The sequence below is a fragment of the Rhodovulum marinum genome, from assembly GCF_004343075.1.
GTDB lineage: Bacteria > Pseudomonadota > Alphaproteobacteria > Rhodobacterales > Rhodobacteraceae > Rhodovulum > Rhodovulum marinum.
In genome coordinates this window covers 560,839-584,266 of record NZ_SLXP01000002.1, presented here as the reverse complement: position 1 = coordinate 584,266, position 23,428 = coordinate 560,839, and the positions used below count along the sequence as shown (strand labels likewise).

Here is a 23,428-nt window from a genome sequence, read left to right as displayed (position 1 = left end):
GCCATCCGGAGCCGCTTCGCCGGCCACACCAGCCGTAGCGCCAAGACCCCTCATGCACTAAGACTGAAACCGGACCACTTCATCGGGGCAGGTCAGTTGGCGTCCAGCCATTCCCGGATCATCGGCGCGTTCACGTTGTCGTTGTAGGCCCAGCCCTCGTTTCCGGTGTTATAGGGCGGGTCGATGAAGATGCAGTCCACCTTGCCCGCATACATCGGCAACAGCGCCTTCAGCGCGTGCAGGTTGTCGCCCTGCACGATCAGGTTCCCGTCCAGCCGCGCCGCGCCGATCCCCTTGTCCGCGTGCATCACCAGGGGCCGGAACGGCACTGCAAGATGATGATTCCAGACGAATTCCTTGCCCTTGAACACCAGTTCGGTCATCGTACACTCCGCTTTCGATCGATAAGACAGAAACGCGCGCATCGGGGCAAGGGGCGGGTGCGCCGCAAGGCTGTCGCGGTCAGGCCATGCCCCGGATCAGCTGCCCCTGCCGTTGCGGGGATGGGCGAAGCAGCGAGTTACCTGGTGAACCCGCGTCAAATTGCGAAATGTTCCCTGGAAGTCCGCAAGACTCGTAATCCTGCCGGAGCTTCCTCAAGGGTCACAGGAGACGGTCCAGTTGGAATCGCAGCTCCTCCGCCACCCAATCCCCGGTTTGAAACGCTGGTAAAACAACCGCTTGGGGGCGGTCTCTCTGGTCGTCACGCCACCTAGTCGCAGGTCCGGCCCCGGCGCTCAGATCCAGCGTTTCTTGCGGCGGTAGGACTTGCGGTTGCGAAAGCTGTCGCGGCCGTCCGACGACATGCCCAGGTAGAATTCCCGCACGTCCTTGTTCGCCGCCAGGTCCGCCGCCGGGCCGTCCATCATGATCCGGCCGCTTTCCAGGATATAGCCGTAATTGGCGTATTTCAGCGCCACGGCCGTGTTCTGTTCGGCCAGCAGGATGCTGACGCCTTCCTTTTCGTTCAGGTCGCGCACGATCTCGAAGATCTCGGCGACGATCTGGGGGGCCAGCCCCATCGAGGGCTCGTCCAGCAGCAGCATGCGCGGCTTGGCCATCATCGCCCGGCCGATCGCCGTCATCTGCTGTTCGCCCCCCGAGGTATAGCCCGCCTGGCTGGTGCGGCGTTCCTTCAGCCGGGGGAAATAGGCATAGACCCGCTCCAGCTCGTCGCGGATCTGCGCCTTGGACAGCTTGCGCGTATAGGCGCCCGCGACCAGGTTTTCCTCCACCGTCAGGTGGCCGAAACACATCCGGCCCTCCATCACCTGCACCATCCCCATCCCCACCAGCGCGCCCGGCGTCAGCTGGTCGGTGCGCTCGCCGCGGAAATGGATCGACCCCTTGGACACGCGCCCCCGTTCGGCGGTGATCATGGTCGAGATCGACTTCAGCGTGGTGCTCTTGCCCGCGCCGTTGCCCCCCAGAAGCGCGACGATACTGCCCTCGGGCACCTCGAGCGAGACGCCGCGCAGCACCAGGATCACGTTGTCATAGATCGCCTCGATGTTGCGCACCGACAGGATCGGCTGGGCGGCGGGCCCGGCGGCGGCCTCGGCGGTGCGGGTGGCGGTCATGGTCATGGGGGCATTCCCTGCTCTGTCCGGTCTGCGCCGCGGGGCAGGGCGCGCCCCCCGCCCCGCGGCCAATGTCAGGCCCTTACGGGCAGTCGCGCACGCTCAGGCCGTTGTCGGCGGCGAACTTCTCGGCCGAGGCCTCGACCAGCCCACGGATGAAGCTTTCGTCCGGCGCGGCCACGAAATCGTCCGAGATGATGTCGAACGCCTCGCCGTTCCACTGCATGATCTTGAACCGGCCCGACCCGTCATGCTTTTCGCACGACAGCTTGAACGGCGCGATCATGCCCGACATGCCCAGTTCGGCCAGCTTCTCGGCGGTCATGTCCAGCGCCTCGTAGCCGTCGCGGAACTCGGGTCCCGTCACCGGCTGACCCGCCTTGCCGTGGATCGCCTGCGCGTTCTTCAACGCCTCGATCCACATCACCGCCGCGGCCACGCCCCGGTTCCAGTAGACCGTGCCGACGCGCTCGGGGTTGGCCAGGTTGCCTTCACCCGCGCCATAGACCACCTCCTCGATCTGCTGGACCAGGGGGAAGTCCTTGCCGGGCACGACGTTGGCCACGACATAGGTGCCGACCGCGGCATCGCCCGCGGGCACCATGTCCTCCTCGGCGCCGCCGAAGGTGACGTACATCATCCGGTCCCGCGGGAATCCCACGCGCGCGGCCTCGGTCATGCCGGTCGCGTTCATCCCCGACCCGGCGCCCCAGAACGTCACCCAGTCGGGCCGTTCACGCCGGATCTGCAGCCATTGGGATTTCTGCTCCAACCCGGGCGGCGGGATCGAGATTTCCACCAGCGTCACGCCCCAGTCCTCGGCGATCTGGCGCATCGCGGGCAGGGGTTCGCGGCCATAGGCGCTGTCGATATGCAGGTGCACGATCTTCTTGCCGCGCATGTTCTCCACGCCGCCCTCGACCTGCGCCATGAAGTTCATCTTGACCGCGATCTGCGACCAGTAATGGCCGGCCGCGTTGAACACCCAGGGCCAGACCCGGCCATCGGCGGCGTCCGTCCGGCCATAACCGAACTGCGCCAGAACCACCTCGTCCTCGGCCATCCGGTTGATGACGGCATAGGCGCCGGGCGTGCCCAGCGTGTCGAACACCACCATCTTCTGCCCGTTCGGGCCGGACAGAAGCCGCTGATAGCATTCCACGGTCCGCGCGGCGTTGTATTCCGTCTCGCATTCCGCCCAGGTCAGCTGAACGCCGTTCACGCCGCCGGTCTTGTTGACATAGGTCATGTAGTCGATGATGCCGCCGTAATAGCCGGTGCCCATCGCGGAATAGGGGCCGACGCGGCTGGACGGCACCGCCATGTATTGCTCCTGCGCCTGGGCGATGCCCGGCGCGATCGGAGAGGCCGCGAGCGCGGCGGTCACGAGGACCGCGGATGCCGCCCTCTGGATCAATCGTCTCATCGTCTCCTGGTCCTCCCTTCGTTGCCGCTCGACCGGGTCGAGCCCCCAAGGTCCGCCGCCCCTCGGGCCGCCAGCCTTGTTTCGGTCGGGCCGCGCGCGGCCCCTAGAACTTGAACGGCCATCGGCGCATCCGTTCCTGGAAATTCTGCCACAGCTTGGCCAGGCCCAATGGCTCGTAGATCATGAACAGGATGATCATCACGCCGAAGATCACCTGCTCCAGCGCCGAGGTGATGGTGGCATCCACCGCCTTGCCGAACAGCGCATGGAAAAAGATGTTCAGGAACACCGGCAACAGCAGGATGAACCCCGCGCCGTAGAACGACCCGATGATCGTGCCCAGCCCCCCGATCAGCACCATGAACAGCACGCGGAACGACAGGTTGATGTCGAAGGCCGCCGGTTCCACCGATTTCAGGTAGGTAAAGGCGAACAGCGCCCCCCCGACCCCGCAATAGAAGGAACTGATCGCAAAGGCCTGCAGCTTGGTGCGCAACAGCGACAGGCCCATCACCTCGGCGGCCACGTCCATGTCGCGCACCGCCTGCCAGTTCCGCCCCACGCTGCCGCGCGCCATGTTCATCGCGGCCCAGGTCAGAACCACCGTGATGGTCAGCACCACCAGGTACATCTCGGCCGGGCTGGTGAATGACTTGCCGAAGATCACGATGTCCTTGGCCGTGATGATGCCCGAGCTGTCGTAATCCTTGAACCAGCCGAACTTGTCGATCACCCACACGATGAAGAACTGCGAGGCCAGCGTCGCCACCGCCAGGTACAGCCCCCGCACCCTCAGCGACGGCAGGCCGAACACGATGCCGATGGCCGCCGCGATCAGCCCCGACAGGAACACCGCCACCGGGAACGGCATCCAGTCGACCCGGTGCATGAAGTTCCAGCAGGCGAAGGCGCCCGCCGCCATGAACCCCGCCGCCCCCAGCGACAGCTGCCCGGCATAGCCCATCAGGATGTTCTGCCCCAGCGCCACCAGCGACAGGCACAGCCACGGGATCAGGATCGCGCTCAGCCAGTAATCCGACGCGGTGAACGGGATCACCGCGAACGCCGCCAGCAGAACCACGCCCAGAAGGATGCGGTCCTCCTTCAGCGGCAACAGCCGCATGTCCTGCGCGTAATCGGTGCGGTAGGTGCCGGCCTGTCTGTAATACATGGGCTTTGCCTTTCTCGCGGGGCGTCAGACGCGGCGGATGATGCGTTCCCCGAACAGACCTTCGGGGCGGAACATCAGGAACAGCACGGCCAGCATGTAGGGCGCCCAGCCCTCGATGCCGCCGCCGAAATAGGGGCCGATATAGACCTCGGCCAGCTTCTCGCTGGCGCCCACGATCAGGCCTGCCACGATCACGCCCGGCACCGAGGTAAAGCCGCCGATGATCAGCACCGGCAACGCCTTCAGCGCAAGACCCACCAGCGCGAACTGAACGCCCGCGCGCGCCCCCCACAGCATCCCCGCGACCAGCGCCACGATGCCCGCCGTGGCCCAGACGAAGACCCAGACCTGGCTCAGCGGAATGCCGATCGACATCGCCGCGCCATGCCCGTCGGCCACCGCGCGCAGCCCCAGCCCGACCTTGGTGCGCGAGAACACGATGGCCAGCACCGCCACCATCACCGCCGCCACCAGCCCCGCCACCAGGTCCAGCGCGCTGACGAAGATGCCCGTGGCATCCGCGATCCACATGATCGGCACGTCGGGAATGCCCAGGTCCAGCCGGCGCACCTCGACCCCCCAGACCAGCTGCGCCAGCCCCTCCAGAACGAAGGCAAGCCCGATGGTGGCCATCAGCAACGTGTCCTCGTGCTGGTTGACCAGCGGGCGCAGCACGAAACGTTCCGTCGCCATGCCCACCAGCACCATCAGACCCACCGTCACCAGCAGCGCCAGGAAGAACGGCAGCCCCAGTTCCATGAAGCCGACAAAGGACAGCACCGCGAAGAACACCATCGCGCCCTGCGCGAAATTGAACACCGAGGACGCCTTGTAGATCAGCACAAAGCCCAGCGCGACCAGCGAATACATCACGCCGGCCAGCAGACCGCCCAGCAACACCTCGAAAAAGAACAGGATTTCGGGATTCACCGCCGCCTCCTCAATGCGCGACACCCAGGTAGGCGTCGATCACGTCCTTGTTGTTGCGCACCTCGTCGGGCGGGCCGTCGCCGATCTTCTTGCCGTAATCCAGCACCACCACCCGGTCGGAAATGTCCATCACCACGCCCATGTCATGCTCGATCAGGACCATGGTCGTCCCGTAATGGTCGTTCACGTCCAGGATGAACCGGCACATGTCCTGCTTTTCCTCGACATTCATCCCCGCCATCGGCTCGTCCAGCAGCAGGATCTGCGGCTCGGCGGCCAGCGCCCGGCCCAGTTCCACCCGCTTCTGCAACCCGTAGGGCAGGCGCGAGACCTGGGTCTTGCGGATCTGCTGGATCTCCAGGAACTCGATGATCTCCTCGGCCTTCTCGCGGCTTTCCAGCTCCTCGCGCCGGGCCCGCGGCAGTTGCAGCGCGACCTCCAGGAAACTGGCATGGGTGAACAGCCGCCGCCCGGCCATGATGTTCTCCAGCACCGTCATCCGCTTGAACAGCGCGATGTTCTGGAAGGTGCGCGCGATGCCCATGCGCGCGGCCTTGCCCGGCGTCATGTTCGACAGGGTCTCGCCGCGGAACCGGATCGTGCCCTCTTGGGGGGTGTACAGCCCGCCGATCACGTTCAGCATCGACGACTTGCCCGCCCCGTTCGGCCCGATGATCGCGCGCACCTCGTGTTCGCGGATGTCGAACGAGATGTTGGTCAGCGCATGCACCCCCCCGAACCGCAGCGAAATCGCGTCCAGCTGCAGGATCGGCCCGCCGATCGGAAAGGCGCGCTCGACGCCGGGAACATGGCTTTCGGTCACGGCGTTCATGCGGCCCTCCTGTCGCCCGGGCCGCCCGTTCCCCCGGGCGCGCGCAGCTTCAGCGCGATCTCGCCGCGGTGGCCTTCCTCGCCGGTCGCGGCCTCGATCACGACCTCGTCCCGGCCCGCGTGCAGCGCCTCGATCAGGGCGGCAAAGCGGTCGGTCACCGCCTGGCGGCGCACCTTGCCGGTGGGCGTCAGGAACCCGTTCTCGGTGCCCAGTTCCTCGGGGACCAGCGCGAACCGCGCGATCTGCAACGGCGCCAGCGCCGGGTCGCGCGCCAGGTCGGCATTCACCCCCGCCACGATCCCCGCCACCAGGTCATGCACCGCCTCCTGCGAGGCCAGGTCGACATGGCCCATATAGGCGATGGCGTGATCGTCGGCCCAGCGGCCCACCGCCAGCGTGTCGATGTCGATCAGCGCGCACAGGCGGTCGCGGCCCTCGCCCGTCACCACCACCTCGCGGATGAAGGGCGAGAACCGGATGCGGCTTTCGATCTGGCGCGCGGCAAAGGGCGTGCCGTCGGCCAGCCGGCCCAGCGCGTCCATCCGGTCGATCATGTGCAGCCGCCCCGCCTCGTCCAGCCGCCCGGCATCGCCGGTATGCAGCCAGCCCTCGGCATCGCGCGCCGTGGTGCCGTCCAGGTATCCCTTCATCACCCCGTCCGAGCGGACCAGGATTTCCCCGTCCTCGGCGATGCGCACCTCCATGTCCTCCAGCGGCGCGCCCAGCGGGCCGGGGCGCGTGTCGCCCGGCCGCTGCATCGCCACGAAGAACGCCGTCTCGGTCGATCCGTAAAGCTGGCCCAGCCCGATGCCGAGCGTCTGGAAGAACCCCTGCATCGCCGGGTCCAGCGTGTCGCCCGTGGAACAGGCCGATTTCAGCCGGCTCATGCCCAGGAAATCGCGCAAGGGCGCATAGATCAGCGCGCCATAGGCCGCCATCCCGAACCGGTTCACCGCGCCGGGCGCCTGGCCTTCGGTCATCTGCCGCCCGACCCGCTGCGCCAGCGCCAGCGCGCGGCGGTACAGCACCAGGTTCACGCCGCCGGTTTCCTCCATCCGGGTCGAGATCCGCGAAAAGATCGCGTCCAGCATCCGCGGCGTGGTCAACAGCGCACTGGGCGCCGTCTCGCGCATGTCGTCGATCAGCGTCTCCAGCGATTCCGGGCAGCAGATGCACAGCCCCACCGCCATCGCGCTCATGTAGCTGACCATCGTCTGGCACAGCCATCCCGGCGGGAAAAAGGCCAGCGTCGTGTCGGTTTCGCCCAGCCCCTGCGCCGCCGCCGCCGCGCGCGTCCGCCCGATCAGCGCCCGGTGGGTGAAGATCACGCCCCTGGGCGCGCCCGACGACCCCGAGGTGAAGAACACGAACGCCTCGTCCTCGCCCCCGCCCGCCGCGACCGCCGCGCGATAGGCATCCGGTTGCGCGGCGGCGATCTCGTGGCCCTCGGCCATCAGGTGCGCATGGTCGACCAGCCCGGGATGCACGTAATGGCGCATGCCCCGGTCGTCGTCATAGATCACCAGTTGCACGCCGGGACAGTCGGGCAGGATCTCCAGCACCTTGTCGACCTGCTCCTGGTCCTCGGCGAAGATCGCGCGGGCGTCGGTCGCGCGCAATTGCCCGGCCAGCTCGGTCGCCCCGCAATCGGGATACAACGGCACCGCCACCCCGCCCAGCGCATGGGTCGCGGCGATGGCCGCGAACAGGCGCGGGCGGTTCTCGCCGATCACCGCGATCCGGTCGCCGCGCACCAGCCCGCGCCCGGCCAGCGCCAGCGACAGCGCCGCGGCCTCCTCCGACAGCGCGGCAAAGGTGACGTTGCCCCAGATGCCGCGCCGTTTCTCGCGAATCGCGGACGCGTCGCCGCGGCGGTCGGCCTGGCCGATCAGAAGCTGGGCAAAGGTCTCGCCGCCCGCGCCCTCAGCGGCCATCGCCGGCCACTCCGCTGCGCCGGGCGCATGTCCCGGGCGCACGGCCCCGGCGACAGGGCGTCATGCCAGAAAAACCCACGTGCGTCCTCCCTCCCGGCGACGACGTTCCTCTTTCGGCCGCTCTTGTCCTGCCCCCTCGGGGCCGGGTGAACGGATCGGGCGTCGTCCTGTCCCTGATCGCGCGCCGGGCGCACCGGTGCCCGTCACGGCGCAGGGCGAACCTCTCCCTGCGGCTGGTGGAGGATAGGACGCGCAAAAAAGTTATCAAGAAAAACCTGAGGTGGAACTTTCTTGCGCGCAGGATCGGGATCGTTGCACGTCGGGCCGCGGCCTCGCCCGATCCGCCGGGCCGCCCGCGCCGGCGCCGGCCCGCCTCACTCGGCGGCCAGGGCGAACGGGGCACCGGCCAGGGCGCGCGCGATCACCGGGGCATAGTCCGGGTGGCCGCTGGCCAGCGCCAGGGTCGCCTCCAGCATGCCCGCCTTGGCGCCGCAATCGAACCGCCGCCCCGAGAATTCATACCCCACCAGCCCGATCCGCCCCGCATCCGCGGCGATCGCGTCGGTCAGCTGGATCTCGTCATTCGCCCCCGGCGGCAGCCCCTCCAGCGTGTCGAAGATCGACCCGTCCAGGATATAGCGCCCCACCACCGCCTTTCGCGACGGCGCCGCCCCGGGGGCGGGTTTCTCGACCATCCCCGTGGCATGGGTCAGCGGCCCGTCCACCCGGCTGGGCGCCAGCACGCCATAGCGCGACACCTCGTCCCCGGGCACGTCCATCGCGGCCACCATGTGCCCCGCGCCGCAACCGTCATAGGCCGCGATCATCTCGGCCAGGCATCCGGGCTGCGACAGGATCAGGTCGTCGGGCAGCAGCACCGCCACCGGCCCCGGCAGCACATGCGGCCGGGCGCACAGCACCGCGTGGCCCAGGCCCAGCGGGGCGTGCTGCATCACGAATTCCACCTCGTGGTGGTCCTCGTTCAGCGCGGCGTCGTGCAGTTCCTGCGCCAGCTGCGCCTTGCCGCGGGCGCGCAGCGTTTCGATCAGGCCGTGATCGGCGCGCACGTGCCGTTCGATGGCCGATTTCGACGGGTGGCTGACAAAGACCATGCGTTCCACCCCCGCCTCGCGCGCCTCGTCGATGGCGAACTGGATCAGGGGCGTGTCGATGACCGGCAAAAGCTCTTTCGGCGTGGCCTTGGTCGCGGGCAGGAAACGTGTTCCCAGCCCGGCAACGGGAAAGATGGCGGTGCGCACGATGGGTGTCGTCATGGCGGTTCCTCGTCGCTGTGTTGCGCAGCTGCGGCATGGCGGGCCGCGCGCAACAACTTCGGTTATGGAAGAAAAACTACGGGGTGCCGAAGCGATTGCAAATCCCGCCGCAGGGGGCCGTCCCGGCGCGTTTGCCGCGGGGCGCGGGGGAAATGGCGGCGGTGGCGAAAAAGGGGGGAGGGCGGTATTTCTCATTATATACAAATAAAAACAATGTAATAGAGATCCCTCATCCGCCATGGCCCGCCACCGCCTGCACCACCCTGCGCATCCGCAGGCATTATGTCGGCGGGTGTCGTGCGGGTCCCGCACCTGCCCAAGATTTGTGCGGATCGTTCAATTGATACGCCAAGCGAAATAGTTTTCGCCCGATATCGCCCGTTTCGGCGCCGCACCGCGGCGTTTCGTTTGAAACCGCGCCGCAGGGCCTTACCGTCATTCCCACAGGCCCCCCCCCGCAGGCGCGCCATGGCGCCGGGGCGGGGCCGCCGCGCGCAAGATGCGCGCATCGCCACGGGGCCGCGACGCCCCTTGCGCCAGGCGCGCGGCGACGATCGGCACAGGCAGGATCGGATATCGGGACGACCATGAAGGACAGCATTTCACAGCCGCCATCCAGGCCCGTCGCACGTCCGCCCGGTCTAGGGCGCAATCGACGCCATGCCCATGCCGCGCGTGTTCCCGGCATTTCCGCCGCCGGGACCCGCCCCACCAAACCTGCGCCGCGCGCGCTGGCGCTCGACCCTCCCGCCCCGACCGTTCCCCTGCCGTGCAAGGCCCTGCCATGACCATCGCCACCGCCCCCCTTCCGCCGCTGTCGGCCCGCCGTTTCGTGCTGGCGACCGACCTGGACGGCACCTTCCTTGGCGGGTCCGAACCCGACCGCCGCCGCCTTTACCGCTGGATCGAGGCGAACCGGCCCAGCATCGGGTTGGTCTTCGTCACCGGCCGCGATCCCGGATTCATCGCCGCGATGTGCGCAGATCACGGCCTGCCCTGGCCCGATTACGTGGTGGGCGATGTCGGCACCTCGATCGCCGAGGTGGCCCCACACCGCGCCATCACCCCGATCCCCGCGCTGGAGGCCGACATCGCCCGGCGCTGGGGCGATGCGGGCGCGCGGGTGCGCGCGGCGCTGGACGGTCACCCGGGGCTGACGCTGCAACCCACCGCCTTCCGCCACCGCGTCAGCTATGACATGGACCCGGCCGCCTATTGCCCCTCGGCGGAAACCAGGATCGAGCGGCTGGGCCTCGACTGGCTGATCTCGGACAACCGCTTTTTCGACGTGCTGCCGCGCGGCGTGTCCAAGGGGCCGTCGCTGAAACGGCTGGTCGCGCATCTGGGCATCGACCCGGGCCGCGTGCTGGCCGCGGGCGACACGCTGAACGACCTTTCGATGCTGGAATGCGGGCTGAACGCGGTCGCCGTCGGCAATTCCGAACCCGCGCTGATGCAGCGCGTCGCGACCTTGCCCCATGTCCACGCCGCCCGCGCCCACGGCGCCGCGGGCATACTCGAGGCGATCGCCGCCTTCGCCCTTCACGACACCCCCACAGGAGCCTGACATGCCCTCGGATCTCGTCATCGTCTACCACCGCCAACCCTATGAAGAGGTCGAGGTCGACGGGCGCACCGTGTTCCGCGAGAACAAGAGCCCGAACGGCATCGTCCCCACGCTCAAAAGCTTCTTCGGCCGCTTCGACAAGGGCGCCTGGGTCGCCTGGAAACAGGCCGACGACCCCGCCAATCCCGATTTCGACCGCGTGGTCGAGATCGACGATGCCTATGGCCGCTACACCGTCTCGCGCCTGCCGCTGACCGCGGACCAGGTCAGCAGTTTCTACCACGTCACCTCGAAAGAGGCGTTCTGGCCGATCCTGCATTCCTTCAAGGAACGCTACAATTACGACCCCGTCGACTGGCCGACCTTCCGCGAGGTGAACTGGGCCTTCGCCGAGGCCGCCGCCGCCGAGGCCGCCGAGGGCGCGGTGGTCTGGGTGCATGACTACAACCTGTGGCTGGTGCCGGGCTACCTGCGCACCCTGCGCCCCGACGTGAAGATCAGCTTCTTCCACCACACGCCGTTCCCGTCGGCCGACATGTTCAACGTGCTGCCCTGGCGCAAGGAAATCCTAGAAAGCCTGCTGGCCTGCGACGTGGTGGGCTTCCACATCCCGCGCTACGTGTCGAATTTCGTCTCGGCGGCGCAAAGCCTGCTGGATGTCGAGGTGACCGCCCGCCAAAAGGTCGAACCCGAATTCGCCGCCGAGATCACCGCGCTTTCGGAACGCAGCGTGCCCACCACGCTCACCTACGAGGGGCGCACGATCGCGGTGCAGGCCTCGCCCGTGGGGGTCGATGTCGATTACATCGACGCCATCGCCCGGCGCGAGGAAACCGCCCGGCGCGCCGCGGAAATCCGCGCCGACCTGGGACAGGCCAAGATGCTGCTTTCGGTGGGGCGCACCGATTACACCAAGGGCGGCATCGACCAGTTGCTCAGCTACGAACGCCTGCTGGAAAGCCGCCCCGACCTGCGCGGCCGGGTGCGGCTGATGCATGTCTCGGTGCCCGCCAACCGCAACATGACCGTCTACGAGAACATCCAGAGCGACCTGGAACAGATGGCCGGGCGCATCAACGGCCGTTTCGGCAGCTTCGACTGGCAGCCCATCACGCTGATCTCGCGCGCGATCCCGTTCGCCGATCTCGTGGCCTATTACCGCGCCGCCGACGTCGCCTGGATCACCCCGCTGGCCGACGGCATGAACCTGGTGTGCAAGGAATTCGTGGCCTCGCGCGTGGACCATGACGGGGTGCTGGTGCTGTCGGAATTCGCGGGTGCCGCGGTCGAGATGGGCTCGGCGCTGCTGACCAACCCGTTCTCGAACCGCTCGATGGACAGCGCGATTTCCCAGGCCCTCGACATGGCGCCCGCCGAACGGCGCGACCGCATGGCGGCGCTGCGCGACGTGGTGCGCCGCCACGACATCCGGTTCTGGGCCGAACACCAGATGCAGGCGCTGACCGGCGCGGCCGGGATCGAACTGTCGCACCGCCCCGCCGCCTGACCGCGCACGCCCCCTGACGCCCCGTTCCCGCGACGGCCCATTGCATCCGGCGCCCGCAGCCGCGATATCTGCCGGGCATCCTGGGGGGCCGAATGGCAAAGCGGGACAACACCACAAGGCGTCGGCCATCGCTGTCGATGCCCATCCTCAGGACCTCGCGCGACCATCACCGCGCGGGCACGCTGACGCTGGGCAACCTGCTGGCGGGGCTGGGCGACCGGTCCTTCGGCTGGGCGATCCTCGTCTTCTCGCTCATCACGCTTCTGCCCCTGCCGCCCGGCTCGTCGCTGATCACCGCGCTGCCCGTTTTGGTGGCCACCGCCCAGATGGCGCTGGGCTTTCCCCATGTGCGCCTGCCCGGGCGGCTGGACCGGATGAAGATCGACCTGCAAAAGCTGCGCCGCGCCCTGTTGCGCCTGCGCCCCGTCACCCGGCGGCTGGAACGCCGGCTGCGCCCGCGGCTGCCGGTCATCTTCGATCCGCGCCACGAACGGCTTCTGGGGCTGGCGCTGTTCGTGGTGGCCTTCACCCTGTTCCTGCCGATCCCCGGCAGCGGCTGGTTCCCGGCCATCGCGCTGTTCATCACCGGTGTCGGTTTCGTCGAGAAGGACGGGCAGGTGGTCGTCTTCGGCCTGCTGTTCGGCGCGTTCTCGGTGATCCTGACCATCGCGATCGTGATCTCGCTGATCGGCGGGGCCGAGGCGATGATCCACTAGCCCGCCGGACAGGCCGCCCCGGATACCGCGGCCTCACCCGCGCGCGGGGGAAGCGGGGGAATCGGGCGCGCACCGGCGTCGCTGCAGGGCCGCATCGGGACTGCTGAAATATGCGGCAACGCAGCATCGAGTGTCCGAAAACTGACAAACCCGCCCCGTGCCGCCCCGGAAAACCCGGTTTGGAACACATCTTTTCCGGTGCGATATGGACAGTTCCCCCGCCATCCCGGATGCTCGTCCCGTAGGCGAGGACGACATGAAAAACTCCACCTTCGGGCCCCGTGGGGCCGCAACCGATGCGCAGTCAGGAATCGAACGGTTTCCGCTGGATACCGTCTGCGAGGCCGCGAAGATCCTGACCGGGGCCAGCGACCCGATCGGCGCGATGCCCTCGGTGCTGAACGTGCTGTCCTCGTTCATGGGGTTGCGCATGGGGGCGCTGGCGCTGCTGGACGACAAGGGCCAGACCGGGCGCGACGGCAAGCCGGTGAACCCCTTCGTCATCGCCGCCACCACCCACGGCTCGGTCTTCGCGCCGCCCGAAATCCGCGCCCTGCCGGTCAAGGCCACGCGCCAGGTGTTCCGCACCGGCATCGCGCTGGTGTCGCGCAACGCGCGCGAGGAACTGGGCGACGCCGCGATCCCGCCCGGCGCGCCGCATGACCGGCTGGCCCTGATCGCGGTGCCGATCCGCGAACAGGTCCACTCGCCCTACGTGATCGGCGTGCTCGGCGCCTGGCGCGACCTTGACGAGGGCGGCGTCCGCTTCCTGGAGGAAGACCAGCGCGTGCTGACCATGGTCGCCTCGATCCTGGAACAGTCGGTCAAGTTCCGCCGCATGGTCGCCCGCGACCGCGAACGCCTGATGGAAGAGGCCCGCGCCGCCCTGCACGCGGCCAGCGACAAGGCCGACGACGCCGCGCAGATGCCGCCCGAGCCGATCAAGGGCATCATCGGCGACAGCCCCGCGATCAAGGCGGTCACCGCCCAGATTCACAAGGTGGCCCAGACCAATACCCCCGTCCTGCTGCGCGGCGAAAGCGGCACCGGCAAGGAGCTGTTCGCCAAGGCGGTGCACGCGCTGTCCGACCGCCGCGACCAGCCCTTCGTCAAGGTCAACTGCGCCGCGCTCAGCCAGACACTTCTGGAATCGGAACTTTTCGGCCACGAAAAGGGGTCCTTCACCGGCGCCGTCGCGCAGAAGAAGGGCCGGTTCGAACTGGCCGACAAGGGCACGCTGTTCCTTGACGAGATCGGCGAGATCGGCCCCGAATTCCAGGCGAAACTCCTGCGCATCCTGCAAGAGGGCGAATACGAACGCGTCGGCGGGTCGAAAACGCTCAAGGTCGACGTGCGGCTGGTCACCGCCACCAACAAGGACCTCGAAGCGGCCGTGGCCCGCGGCGATTTCCGCGCCGACCTCTACTTCCGCATCTGCGTCGTGCCGATCGTCCTGCCGCCGCTGCGCGAACGGCTGGAGGACGTGCCGAAACTGGCGCAGACTTTCCTTGACCGGTTCAACCGCCAGAACGGCATGGAAAAACGGCTGACGCCCCGGGCCATGGCCCAGCTGGCCCGCTGCCAGTTCCCCGGCAATGTGCGCGAGCTGGAAAACTGCATCAGCCGGGTCGCCGCGCTGTCCTCGGACACCGAGATCGACTCGGCGGAACTGGCCTGCAGCCAGGGCACCTGCCTGTCGGCCGAACTGTGGCGCATGCAGTCGGGCGACCATTCGCCGATCGGCGGGCTGGCCGCGATCCGCACGCCGCTGCCGGTCATCGACAGCGCCGCCGGCCAGCGCCCGCCCGCGCCGGCCTGCGCGGCCCCCGACGGGTTCACCGACGTGCCCCCCGCTCCGTTCAGCCCCGCCCCGCCGCCGCCCGCGGGCGAGGCGCCCGGCGACGAACGCGCCCGGCTGGTCGACGCGATGGAACGCGCGGGCTGGGTCCAGGCCAAGGCCGCTCGCCTGCTGGGCCTGACCCCGCGCCAGATCGGCTATGCGCTGAAAAAGCACGGCATCGAGGTCCGCAGGTTCTAGGCCGGGGCGCCCCCGGCCGCCCGCTTTTCCCGCCGCATCCCCGCAAACCGGCCACCCCCGCCGCCGCGCGCCCCGCATCCCCGACAGGGCGAGTGTCGGGTTTGCGACGTCCTGTCGCCGCTGCGACAAGGCAGGGCGGTGCGGCCTTGGCGCGGCCCTGAAAACAAGGCCCCCGCGCGGCTTGGCACGCTTCCTGCTTCCCTAATTCCGAACGCGTCCAGGCTACAGGAGTCCGCCCATGTCCGCCCCCCTCATCCCGATTGCCGGTCTTTCCGTTTCCAGCCGGGAGGAGATGGGCGCCGCCCTGCAACAGGGGGGCTGTTCGAAATCGTCCTGCGGCTCGTCCGCCGGACCCGCCGACATGGACCCGGCCACCTGGGCCAAGGTCAAGGACCACCCCTGCTACTCCGAAGAGGCGCACCATTATTTCGCGCGCATGCACGTGGCCGTCGCGCCCGCCTGCAACATCCAGTGCAACTACTGCAACCGCAAGTTCGACTGCGCCAACGAAAGCCGCCCGGGCGTGGTGTCCGAACGGCTGACGCCCGAGCAGGCCGCGCGCAAGGTGCTGGCCGTCGCCGCCGAGGTGCCGCAACTCTCGGTGCTGGGCATCGCCGGGCCGGGCGACGCCGCCTATGACTGGCGCAAGACCCGGGCGACCTTCGCGCAGGTCGCCGAACGCCTCCCCGACATCAAGCTGTGCCTGTCCTCCAACGGCCTCGCGCTGCCCGACCATGTCGAGGAAATCGTGGCGATGAACATCGACCACGTGACGATCACCATCAACGCCATCGACCCGGAAATCGGTGCGCAGATCGTGCCGTGGATCTTCTACCAGGGCAAACGCCGCACCGGCATCGAGGCCGCCACCATCCTGCGCGACCGCCAGCTTCAAGCCCTTGAAATGCTGACTGAAAAGGGCGTTCTGGTCAAGGTGAACTCGGTCCTGATCCCCGGCATCAACGACGACCACCTGATCGAGGTGAACAAGGCCGTCAAGGCGCGCGGCGCCTTCCTGCACAACATCATGCCGCTGATTTCCGACCCCGCGCATGGCACCCATTTCGGCCTGACCGGCCAGCGCGGCCCCACCGCGGCCGAGCTGAAAAAGGTCCAGGACGCCTGCGCGGGCGGCGCCAACCTGATGCGCCATTGCCGCCAGTGCCGCGCCGATGCGGTGGGCCTGCTGGGCGAGGATCGCGGCCAGGAGTTCACCCTCGACAAGCTGCCCGAGGTGATCGAGGACGCCCCCGAGGCCCGCGATGCCTACCGCGCCTGGGTGGCCGAGGAACGCAAGGACCGCGCCGCCGCCGCCGAACACGCCGATGCCGCCGCCGCCGCAACCGAGGCGCCCACGCTCTTTGCCGTCTGCACCCGTGGCTCGGGCCGGATCAACCTGCATTTCGGCAAGGCGACCGAATTCCAGATCTACGAGGCCGATGCCGATGGCATCCGCTTCGTCGGGCACCGGCGGGCCGACAATTACTGTCTCGGCGGCTATGGCGACGAGGATCGGATGGGGGAAATCATCCGCGTGCTGGCCGACGTGCCCTATGTCCTGTGCCAGAAGATCGGCGAAGGCCCCCGCGCCAGCCTTGCCAAATACGGGATCGAGGCGATCGACAGCCTGGGCGAGGATTACATCGAAACCGCCATCGCCGCCGTCCTGCAATCGCGCGCCGCCCGCGCCGCGAAACGCGCCTGAGCGGGGGCAGACCATGGCTTACAAGATCGTCACCCAGACCTGCACCGCCTGCGGCGCCTGCGAGTTGGAATGCCCCAACGCCGCGATCCGGCTGAAGAACGACACCTACGTGATCGACCCGAACCTGTGCAGCGAATGCGAGGGCCATTTCGACACCCCGCAATGCGCCGAGATCTGCCCGGTGCCCGCCACCTGCATCCCGGCCCCGGTGTGACATGCCCGAGGGTCCCGATCCGGTCGACTGGCAGGGCCGCGCGCTCGATTGCGCGACCTGCCGGTTCGCGCGGTTCCGGGACACGCGCCAATGCGCGCCCGGCTGGTCCTGCGCCCATGACCGCTATGCCCCCCGCATCGCCCGGTTCTTCGTGATGAACCCCGCCGCCGCGGATATGTGCCTCGACGCGCCCTATGCCGAGACCCGGGCCCAGGCCGCGCGCGTGGCCAACCTGTTCCGCCTGCGCCCGCTGCTCGATGATCCCGACCCGGCCGTGCGCGCCGTCGCGGCGCTGCGCCTTCCGGCGGCCCAGGCCCGCGCCGCGCTGACCGATCCCGACCGCGAGGTGCGCGCCGCGCTCGCCTGGCGGCTGCCCTTCGCCGATCTCGTGCCGCTGCTGCATGACGACGACCCCCATGTGCGGCTGATCGCGGCGCGCCGCGCCGATCCGGGCGTGCTGCCGATCCTGGCCCGCGACCCCGACCCGGAAATCCGCGTGCTGGTGGCCGAACGGGTGGCGCCGCGCTGGCTTGGCCACCTGGTCGCCGACCCCGACCCCCTGGTCCGCCGCGCCGTGGCCCAGCGGCTCGCGCCCGAGGCGCTGGAACGGCTGGCGGGCGACCCCGACCTGCGGGTGCGCCACGCCGTCGCCGAACGCGGCCCGGCAGCGCTGGCCGCCCGCCTTCTGGACGACCCCGAAGCGCCCGTGCGCGAAGCCGCCGCCACGCGCCTGGCCGAACTCTCCGCAGAAAGGGACAGCGATGTCGACCGATGACCGCGAAATCGAGATCTACGGCCCGCCCGCCTTCGAACCCGGCGAAAAGGTGCGCGCCCGCAAACATATCCGCAACGACGGCACCGTGGCCGGCAGCGACGTGGGCGACCGCGTCGTGTCCAAGGGCGAGGTCGGCTACGTGCGCGACATCGGCACCTTCCTGAACCAGTTCTACATCTACGCCGTCGAATTCGTGGACAGCCGGTCCATCGTCGGCATGCGCCGCGACGAACTCGTCAGCCTCGACAAGGAGACAGCCCAATGAAGATCACCGTTCGCGAAACCCCCAAGGGCATGGAAGTCTACGTGCCCAAGAAGGACCTCGAGGAAATCGTGGTGGAATCCGAAAAGCCCGGCATCTGGGGCGGCTGGGCCAAGCTGTCCAACGGCTGGACCTTCGAGATGCCCGATCTCGACGCGCCGAAACTGCCGATCACGGTGGACGCCCGCCGCCTGTCGGTGGAGTAGGGGCGATGGGCGCCGAAAGCCGTCTGGCCGGGCTTCTGGACGAGGTCGCCCAGGGCGGCCGCGTGCCCTATCTGGGCGCGGGCGTCGCGGCGCTGTCGGGGGGCGGGCAACCGGCCTCTCCGGCCGCGCTTTGCGCCGCGATCGAGGCAAAGGTGCGCGCCCCGAAACGCGCCAGCGGCAACATGTGGTCGGTGGCCCAGTTCGTCGAAAGCCGCCGCCTGCGCAAGACGCTGGAGGCCATCGTGCAAGAGGCCTTCGCCGAGCGCCCCGACCCGGGCCCGCTGCACCGCTGGCTGGCGCGGGTGCGCCCGCCGATGATCGTGGACGCCTGGTATGACAGCCAGATCCTGGACGCCGCCATGGCCGAGGGCATGGAAGGCTGGGGCTGGGTCCAGGGCGTCAGCCGCAATGGCGAAAGGCACGATGTCTGGACCCGGGCCTATGACGCTACCGGCGCGCTCCTGGGCGAGGCGCCCGACCCGGCCTGGCAAACGCTGATCTACAAACCCCACGGGGTGATCCGGCCCGGCCATTCCTTCCTGCTGTCGGACAGCGACTATGTCGAGGTCCTGACGGAAATCGACATCCAGAGCCCGATCCCCGACGAGGTGCAGGCCCGCCGCACCGGCCGGCCCTTCCTGTTCCTCGGCTGCCGCTTCGACGACCAGATGCTGCGCATCTTCGCCCGCCAGATCGCCAAGCGGTCCGGCCAGGGCCATGTCGCGCTGATCGAGGGGGAATTGACGCGGATGGAGGAGAAATTCCTCGAAGAGCTGGGCATCGAACGGCTGGACCTGCCGCTTTCCGCGGTCACCGGCGCCATCGCCGCCCCCGCCTGACAGCGTTCCAGAAGGAGCGCGCTGTCGCGCGCACGCCTTTGCATCGCGGCCCCCTTCGGGGGGCCGCAGTCGTTTCGGGTATTTGGACCAAGAAGAAGCTGCGGTCTTCTTCTTGGCAAAAATACCCATGGCGCGACGGCCCTGCGGGCGCCTGTCCCGGGCAAGGGCGCGATTGTCGGGTCTTTGTCGGGTTCGACACAGCGCTGCGGCCGGGGGCGCGTTTTTGCAAGTATCTGGAATTCAATGAAATTTCATGTGTCCGGGGCTTGGCACGCTTCCTGCTTAAGAAGGGGCGAGAGCGGCCGCGACGCCTTCTCGCGACACCGAACCAACACAGCTGCAAAGGACGAAACCATGAGCGCGCTGAGACAGATCGCCTTCTACGGTAAAGGTGGCATCGGAAAATCCACCACCTCCCAGAACACCCTGGCCGCCCTGGTCGAGATGGATCAGAAGATCCTGATCGTCGGCTGCGACCCCAAGGCCGACTCGACCCGCCTGATCCTGAACACCAAGATGCAGGAAACCGTGATCCACATGGCCGCCGAGCTGGGCTCGGTCGAGGATCTCGAACTCGAAGACGTGATGAAGATCGGCTACAAGGGCATCAAGTGCACCGAGGCCGGCGGCCCCGAGCCGGGGGTTGGCTGCGCCGGCCGCGGCGTGATCACCGCGATCAACTTCCTCGAGGAAAACGGCGCCTATGACGACGTGGACTACGTGTCCTACGACGTGCTGGGCGACGTGGTCTGCGGCGGTTTCGCCATGCCCATCCGCGAGAACAAGGCCCAGGAAATCTACATCGTCATGTCGGGCGAGATGATGGCGCTGTATGCCGCCAACAACATCGCCAAGGGCATTCTGAAATACGCCAACTCGGGCGGCGTGCGCCTGGGCGGCCTGATCTGCAACGAGCGCAAGACCGACCAGGAGCTGGAACTGGCCGAGGCGCTGTCGGCCAAGCTGGGCTGCAAGATGATCCACTTCGTGCCGCGCGACAACATCGTGCAGCATGCCGAGCTGCGCCGCGAGACGGTGATCCAGTACGCCCCCGAAAGCCAGCAGGCCGAGGAGTACCGCCAGCTCGCCCGCAAGATCCACGAGAACTCGGGCAAGGGCGTGATCCCGACCCCGATCACCATGGATGAGCTGGAGCAGATGCTGCTCGATTTCGGGATCATGCAGTCCGAAGAGGACCGCCTGGCCGAGATCGCCAAGTCCGAAGCGAAGTCGGCGTAAGTCTGCGCCTTATCCCTGGGCCGGCGCCTCGCCGCCGGCCCGCCCTGAACAAGGAGTCTCCGAGATGGCGAAAGATCTGGAAGACGGCGCGGACCACACGAGCCTCATTGAAGAGGTTCTCGCGGCCTATCCGAAAAAGGCGCAGAAACGGCGCGCCAAGCACCTGTCGACCGCGGGTCCCGTGGAAGACGGCGAAACCGAGATCGTGTCGAAATGCGACACGGTGAAATCCAACGTCAAGTCGGTCCCCGGCGTGATGACGATCCGCGGCTGCGCCTATGCGGGGTCCAAGGGCGTGGTCTGGGGCCCGGTCAAGGACATGGTCCATATCAGCCACGGCCCGGTCGGCTGCGGCCATTATTCCTGGTCGCAGCGGCGCAACTACTACACCGGCACCACCGGCGTCGACAGCTTCGTGACCTTCCAGTTCACGACCGATTTCCAGGAAAAGGACATCGTGTTCGGCGGCGACAAGAAGCTCGAGAAGACGATCGACGAGATCAACGAGCTGTTCCCGCTGTCCAAGGCGATCTCGGTGCAGTCGGAATGCCCGATCGGCCTGATCGGCGACGACATCGAGGCGGTCGCCAAGAAGAAGAAGAAGGACATCGGCAAGACCATCGTGCCGGTCCGCTGCGAAGGCTTCCGCGGCGTGTCGCAATCGCTGGGCCACCACATCGCCAACGACTGCATCCGTGACTGGGTGCTGGACGGCGAGGGGTCGGAATACGAGGCGACCGATTACGACGTCAACATCATCGGCGACTACAATATCGGCGGCGACGCCTGGTCGTCGCGCATCCTGCTGGAAGAGATCGGCCTGAACGTGGTCGGCTCCTGGTCGGGCGATGCGACGCTGGCCGAGATGGAGAACGCCCCCAAGGCCAAGCTGAACCTCATCCACTGCTACCGGTCGATGAACTACATCTGCCGCCACATGGAAGAGAACCACGGCGTGCCGTGGATGGAATACAACTTCTTCGGACCCAGCCAGATCGCCGCCTCCCTGCGCGCCATCGCCGCCAAGTTCGACAAGACCATCCAGGACAAGGCCGAAGAGGTCATCGCCAAGTACCAGCCGCTGGTCGACGAGGTGCTGGCGAAATACAAGCCGCGCCTCGAAGGCAAGAAGGTGATGCTCTATGTCGGCGGCCTGCGTCCCCGTCACGTCGTCACCGCCTACCACGATCTCGGCATGGAGATCGCGGGCACCGGCTACGAGTTCGCCCATGGCGACGACTACAAGCGCACCGGCGAATACGTCAAGGAAGGCACGCTGATCTACGATGACGTGACGGGCTACGAGCTCGAGAAGTTCATCGAGAAGATCCGCCCCGACCTGGTCGGCTCCGGCATCAAGGAAAAGTACCCGACGCAGAAGATGGGCATCCCGTTCCGCCAGATGCACAGCTGGGACTATTCCGGCCCCTATCACGGCTATGACGGTTTCGCGATCTTCGCCCGCGACATGGATCTGGCGATCAACAACCCGGTCTGGGGTCTGTTCGACGCGCCCTGGAAGAAATCGGCCTGACCGGCCCCGGGCGGGGGCCGCGCGGCCCCTGCCTTCCCCTCAACCCTTTCGGCCGGCGTCCCGGAATGCGGACGGGCCCGAAGAAGGATGTGAAAGATGCCCCAATCGGCAGACAAGGTGCTGGACCACACCAAGCTGTTCCACGAGCCCGAATACAAGCAGATGCTTGAGAACAAGCGGGCGAAGTACGAAAATGCGACCCCCGCGCCGCAGGTGACGGAAATCCTCGACTGGACCAAGTCCTGGGACTACCGCGAAAAGAACCTCGCCCGCGAGGCCCTGGTGGTCAACCCCGCCAAGGCCTGCCAGCCGCTGGGCGCGGTCTTCGCCGCCGCCGGCTACGAGGGCACGATGAGCTTCGTGCACGGCTCGCAGGGCTGCGTCGCCTATTACCGCTCGCACCTCAGCCGCCACTTCAAGGAACCGGCCTCGGCGGTGTCGTCGTCGATGACCGAGGATGCGGCGGTGTTCGGCGGGCTGGTGAACATGGTCGATGGCCTGGCCAACACCTACGCGCTTTATGAACCCAAGATGATCGCGGTCTCGACCACCTGCATGGCCGAGGTGATCGGCGACGACCTCAACTCCTTCATCCTCCAGGCGAAGGACAAGGAATCGGTGCCCGCCGATTTCGACGTGCCCTTCGCCCACACGCCCGCCTTCGTCGGCAGCCACGTGGACGGCTACGACAACATGCAGAAAGGCATCCTGGGCCATTTCTGGAAGGACGCGAAGCGCAAGGAAAACCAGTCGATCAACATCATCCCCGGCTTCGACGGCTACGCGGTCGGCAACATCCGCGAACTGAACCGGATGCTGGACGCGATGGGCGTCAGCTACACCGTCCTGTCGGACGTGTCCGATGTCTACGACACGCCCTCGGACGGCCAGTTCCGCATGTATGACGGCGGCACCAGGCTGGACGCCGCGAAAAAGGCCGTGAACGCCAAGGCCACCGTCTCGATGCAGGAATACTGCACCAGGAAGACGCTGGAACTGTGCGAAAAGGTCGGCCAGCAGACCGCCGCCTTCCACTACCCGATGGGCGTGGGCGGCACCGACGACTTCCTGGTGAAGATCAGCGAATTGTCCGGCAAGGCCATCCCCGACAGCCTGACGCTGGAACGCGGCCGCCTGGTCGACGCGATGGCCGACAGCCAGGCTTACCTGCACGGCAAGACCTACGCGATCTACGGCGACCCGGACTTCGTCTACGCGATGGCCCGCTTCGTCATGGAAACCGGCGGCGAACCCACCCACTGCCTCGCCACCAACGGCAGCAAGGAATGGAAGGAGCAGATGGAGGCGCTGCTGGCCTCCTCGCCCTTCGGCAAGGGCTGCCAGGTCTGGGCCGGCAAGGACCTGTGGCACCTGCGCTCGATCCTCGCGACCGAGCCCACGGACCTCTTGATCGGCAACAGCTACGGCAAGTACCTGGAACGCGACCTGGGTATCCCGCTGATCCGGCTGACCTTCCCGATCTTCGACCGCCACCACCACCACCGCTTCCCCACCTGGGGCTACCAGGGCGGCCTGAACGTGCTGGTGAAGATCCTCGATACCGTGCTCGACAAGCTCGACACCGACACGGGCACCCTGGGCGAGACCGACATTTCCTTCGATCTCACCCGCTAAGCGGCGGCCCCGGCGCATCCCTGTCTGTCCTGTCCCCGCGCCGG

Annotated in this window: 21 protein-coding genes; 13 read left to right on the top strand and 8 right to left on the bottom strand. The window is 67.6% G+C overall.

Annotated elements, in window-relative coordinates; genetic code table 11:
- Nucleotides 1-92 precede the first annotated feature (92 nt).
- The 8 genes from EV662_RS05975 to EV662_RS05940 all read right to left on the bottom strand — a co-directional run bounded on the left by EV662_RS05975 (nt 93) and on the right by EV662_RS05940 (nt 9,147).
- The gene (locus EV662_RS05975; RefSeq protein ID WP_207903593.1) at nt 93-383 is read right to left on the bottom strand and encodes a hypothetical protein; all 291 of its coding nucleotides are present in this window, start codon (nt 381-383) and stop codon (nt 93-95) included.
- A gap of 354 nt (nt 384-737) precedes the next feature.
- Entirely contained in the window at nt 738-1,586 is an 849-nt protein-coding gene (locus EV662_RS05970) for an ABC transporter ATP-binding protein (protein ID WP_132461219.1), read from the bottom strand.
- Between the two features lie 76 nt (nt 1,587-1,662).
- Complete coding sequence (locus EV662_RS05965; RefSeq protein WP_132461218.1) at nt 1,663-3,006, bottom strand: ABC transporter substrate-binding protein; 1,344 nt, start codon at nt 3,004-3,006, stop codon at nt 1,663-1,665.
- 103 nt (nt 3,007-3,109) lie between these two features.
- Nucleotides 3,110-4,177 carry a branched-chain amino acid ABC transporter permease gene (locus EV662_RS05960; RefSeq protein ID WP_132461217.1) on the bottom strand — a complete coding sequence of 356 codons (1,068 nt, stop codon included), beginning with the start codon at nt 4,175-4,177 and terminating at the stop codon, nt 3,110-3,112.
- A 24-nt stretch (nt 4,178-4,201) separates the two neighbouring features.
- On the bottom strand, nt 4,202-5,107 hold the full coding sequence (locus EV662_RS05955; RefSeq protein ID WP_132461216.1) for a branched-chain amino acid ABC transporter permease: 906 nt from the start codon (nt 5,105-5,107) through the stop codon (nt 4,202-4,204).
- 10 nt (nt 5,108-5,117) lie between these two features.
- Nucleotides 5,118-5,939 carry an ABC transporter ATP-binding protein gene (locus tag EV662_RS05950; RefSeq protein ID WP_132461215.1) on the bottom strand — a complete coding sequence of 274 codons (822 nt, stop codon included), beginning with the start codon at nt 5,937-5,939 and terminating at the stop codon, nt 5,118-5,120.
- Entirely contained in the window at nt 5,936-7,873 is a 1,938-nt protein-coding gene (locus tag EV662_RS05945; protein WP_132461214.1) for an AMP-dependent synthetase/ligase, read from the bottom strand. Before EV662_RS05945 ends, EV662_RS05950 begins: the two co-directional genes overlap by 4 nt.
- A gap of 374 nt (nt 7,874-8,247) precedes the next feature.
- On the bottom strand, nt 8,248-9,147 hold the full coding sequence (locus tag EV662_RS05940) for a UTP--glucose-1-phosphate uridylyltransferase (protein WP_132461213.1): 900 nt from the start codon (nt 9,145-9,147) through the stop codon (nt 8,248-8,250).
- 784 nt (nt 9,148-9,931) lie between these two features.
- Between EV662_RS05940 and EV662_RS05935 the strand changes: the two genes are divergently transcribed.
- The 13 genes from EV662_RS05935 to nifK all read left to right on the top strand — a co-directional run bounded on the left by EV662_RS05935 (nt 9,932) and on the right by nifK (nt 23,384).
- Nucleotides 9,932-10,714: an HAD family hydrolase gene (locus tag EV662_RS05935; RefSeq protein WP_132461212.1), complete on the top strand. Its 783-nt coding sequence runs from the start codon at nt 9,932-9,934 to the stop codon at nt 10,712-10,714.
- Nucleotide 10,715: 1 nt separating this feature from the next.
- Complete coding sequence (gene ggpS / locus EV662_RS05930; protein ID WP_132461211.1) at nt 10,716-12,221, top strand: glucosylglycerol-phosphate synthase; 1,506 nt, start codon at nt 10,716-10,718, stop codon at nt 12,219-12,221.
- Nucleotides 12,222-12,313: 92 nt separating this feature from the next.
- A complete protein-coding gene (locus tag EV662_RS05925; protein ID WP_132461210.1) occupies nt 12,314-12,937 on the top strand; it encodes an exopolysaccharide biosynthesis protein in 624 nt (207 codons plus the stop codon).
- 256 nt (nt 12,938-13,193) lie between these two features.
- Complete coding sequence (gene nifA / locus EV662_RS05920; protein WP_132461209.1) at nt 13,194-14,975, top strand: nif-specific transcriptional activator NifA; 1,782 nt, start codon at nt 13,194-13,196, stop codon at nt 14,973-14,975.
- Nucleotides 14,976-15,213: 238 nt separating this feature from the next.
- Nucleotides 15,214-16,680: a nitrogenase cofactor biosynthesis protein NifB gene (gene nifB, locus EV662_RS05915; RefSeq protein WP_132461208.1), complete on the top strand. Its 1,467-nt coding sequence runs from the start codon at nt 15,214-15,216 to the stop codon at nt 16,678-16,680.
- Between the two features lie 13 nt (nt 16,681-16,693).
- On the top strand, nt 16,694-16,894 hold the full coding sequence (locus EV662_RS05910; RefSeq protein ID WP_132461207.1) for a 4Fe-4S binding protein: 201 nt from the start codon (nt 16,694-16,696) through the stop codon (nt 16,892-16,894).
- Nucleotide 16,895: 1 nt separating this feature from the next.
- Complete coding sequence (locus tag EV662_RS05905; protein ID WP_132461206.1) at nt 16,896-17,669, top strand: 4Fe4S-binding leucine-rich repeat protein; 774 nt, start codon at nt 16,896-16,898, stop codon at nt 17,667-17,669.
- Nucleotides 17,656-17,934 (top strand): nitrogen fixation protein NifZ, encoded by a 279-nt coding sequence (locus tag EV662_RS05900; protein ID WP_132461205.1) that lies wholly within the window; start codon nt 17,656-17,658, stop codon nt 17,932-17,934. The genes EV662_RS05905 and EV662_RS05900 overlap by 14 nt, the downstream gene beginning before the upstream one ends.
- Complete coding sequence (nifT, locus tag EV662_RS05895) at nt 17,931-18,137, top strand: putative nitrogen fixation protein NifT (RefSeq protein ID WP_132461204.1); 207 nt, start codon at nt 17,931-17,933, stop codon at nt 18,135-18,137. Before EV662_RS05900 ends, nifT begins: the two co-directional genes overlap by 4 nt.
- Nucleotides 18,138-18,142: 5 nt before the next feature.
- On the top strand, nt 18,143-18,976 hold the full coding sequence (locus EV662_RS05890; protein ID WP_132461203.1) for an SIR2 family NAD-dependent protein deacylase: 834 nt from the start codon (nt 18,143-18,145) through the stop codon (nt 18,974-18,976).
- A 354-nt stretch (nt 18,977-19,330) separates the two neighbouring features.
- On the top strand, nt 19,331-20,215 hold the full coding sequence (gene nifH / locus EV662_RS05885) for a nitrogenase iron protein (protein WP_132461202.1): 885 nt from the start codon (nt 19,331-19,333) through the stop codon (nt 20,213-20,215).
- Nucleotides 20,216-20,279: 64 nt separating this feature from the next.
- Entirely contained in the window at nt 20,280-21,749 is a 1,470-nt protein-coding gene (gene nifD, locus EV662_RS05880; RefSeq protein WP_132461201.1) for a nitrogenase molybdenum-iron protein alpha chain, read from the top strand.
- Between the two features lie 96 nt (nt 21,750-21,845).
- Complete coding sequence (nifK, locus tag EV662_RS05875) at nt 21,846-23,384, top strand: nitrogenase molybdenum-iron protein subunit beta (protein WP_132461200.1); 1,539 nt, start codon at nt 21,846-21,848, stop codon at nt 23,382-23,384.
- The last annotated feature ends 44 nt before the right edge of the window (nt 23,385-23,428 follow it).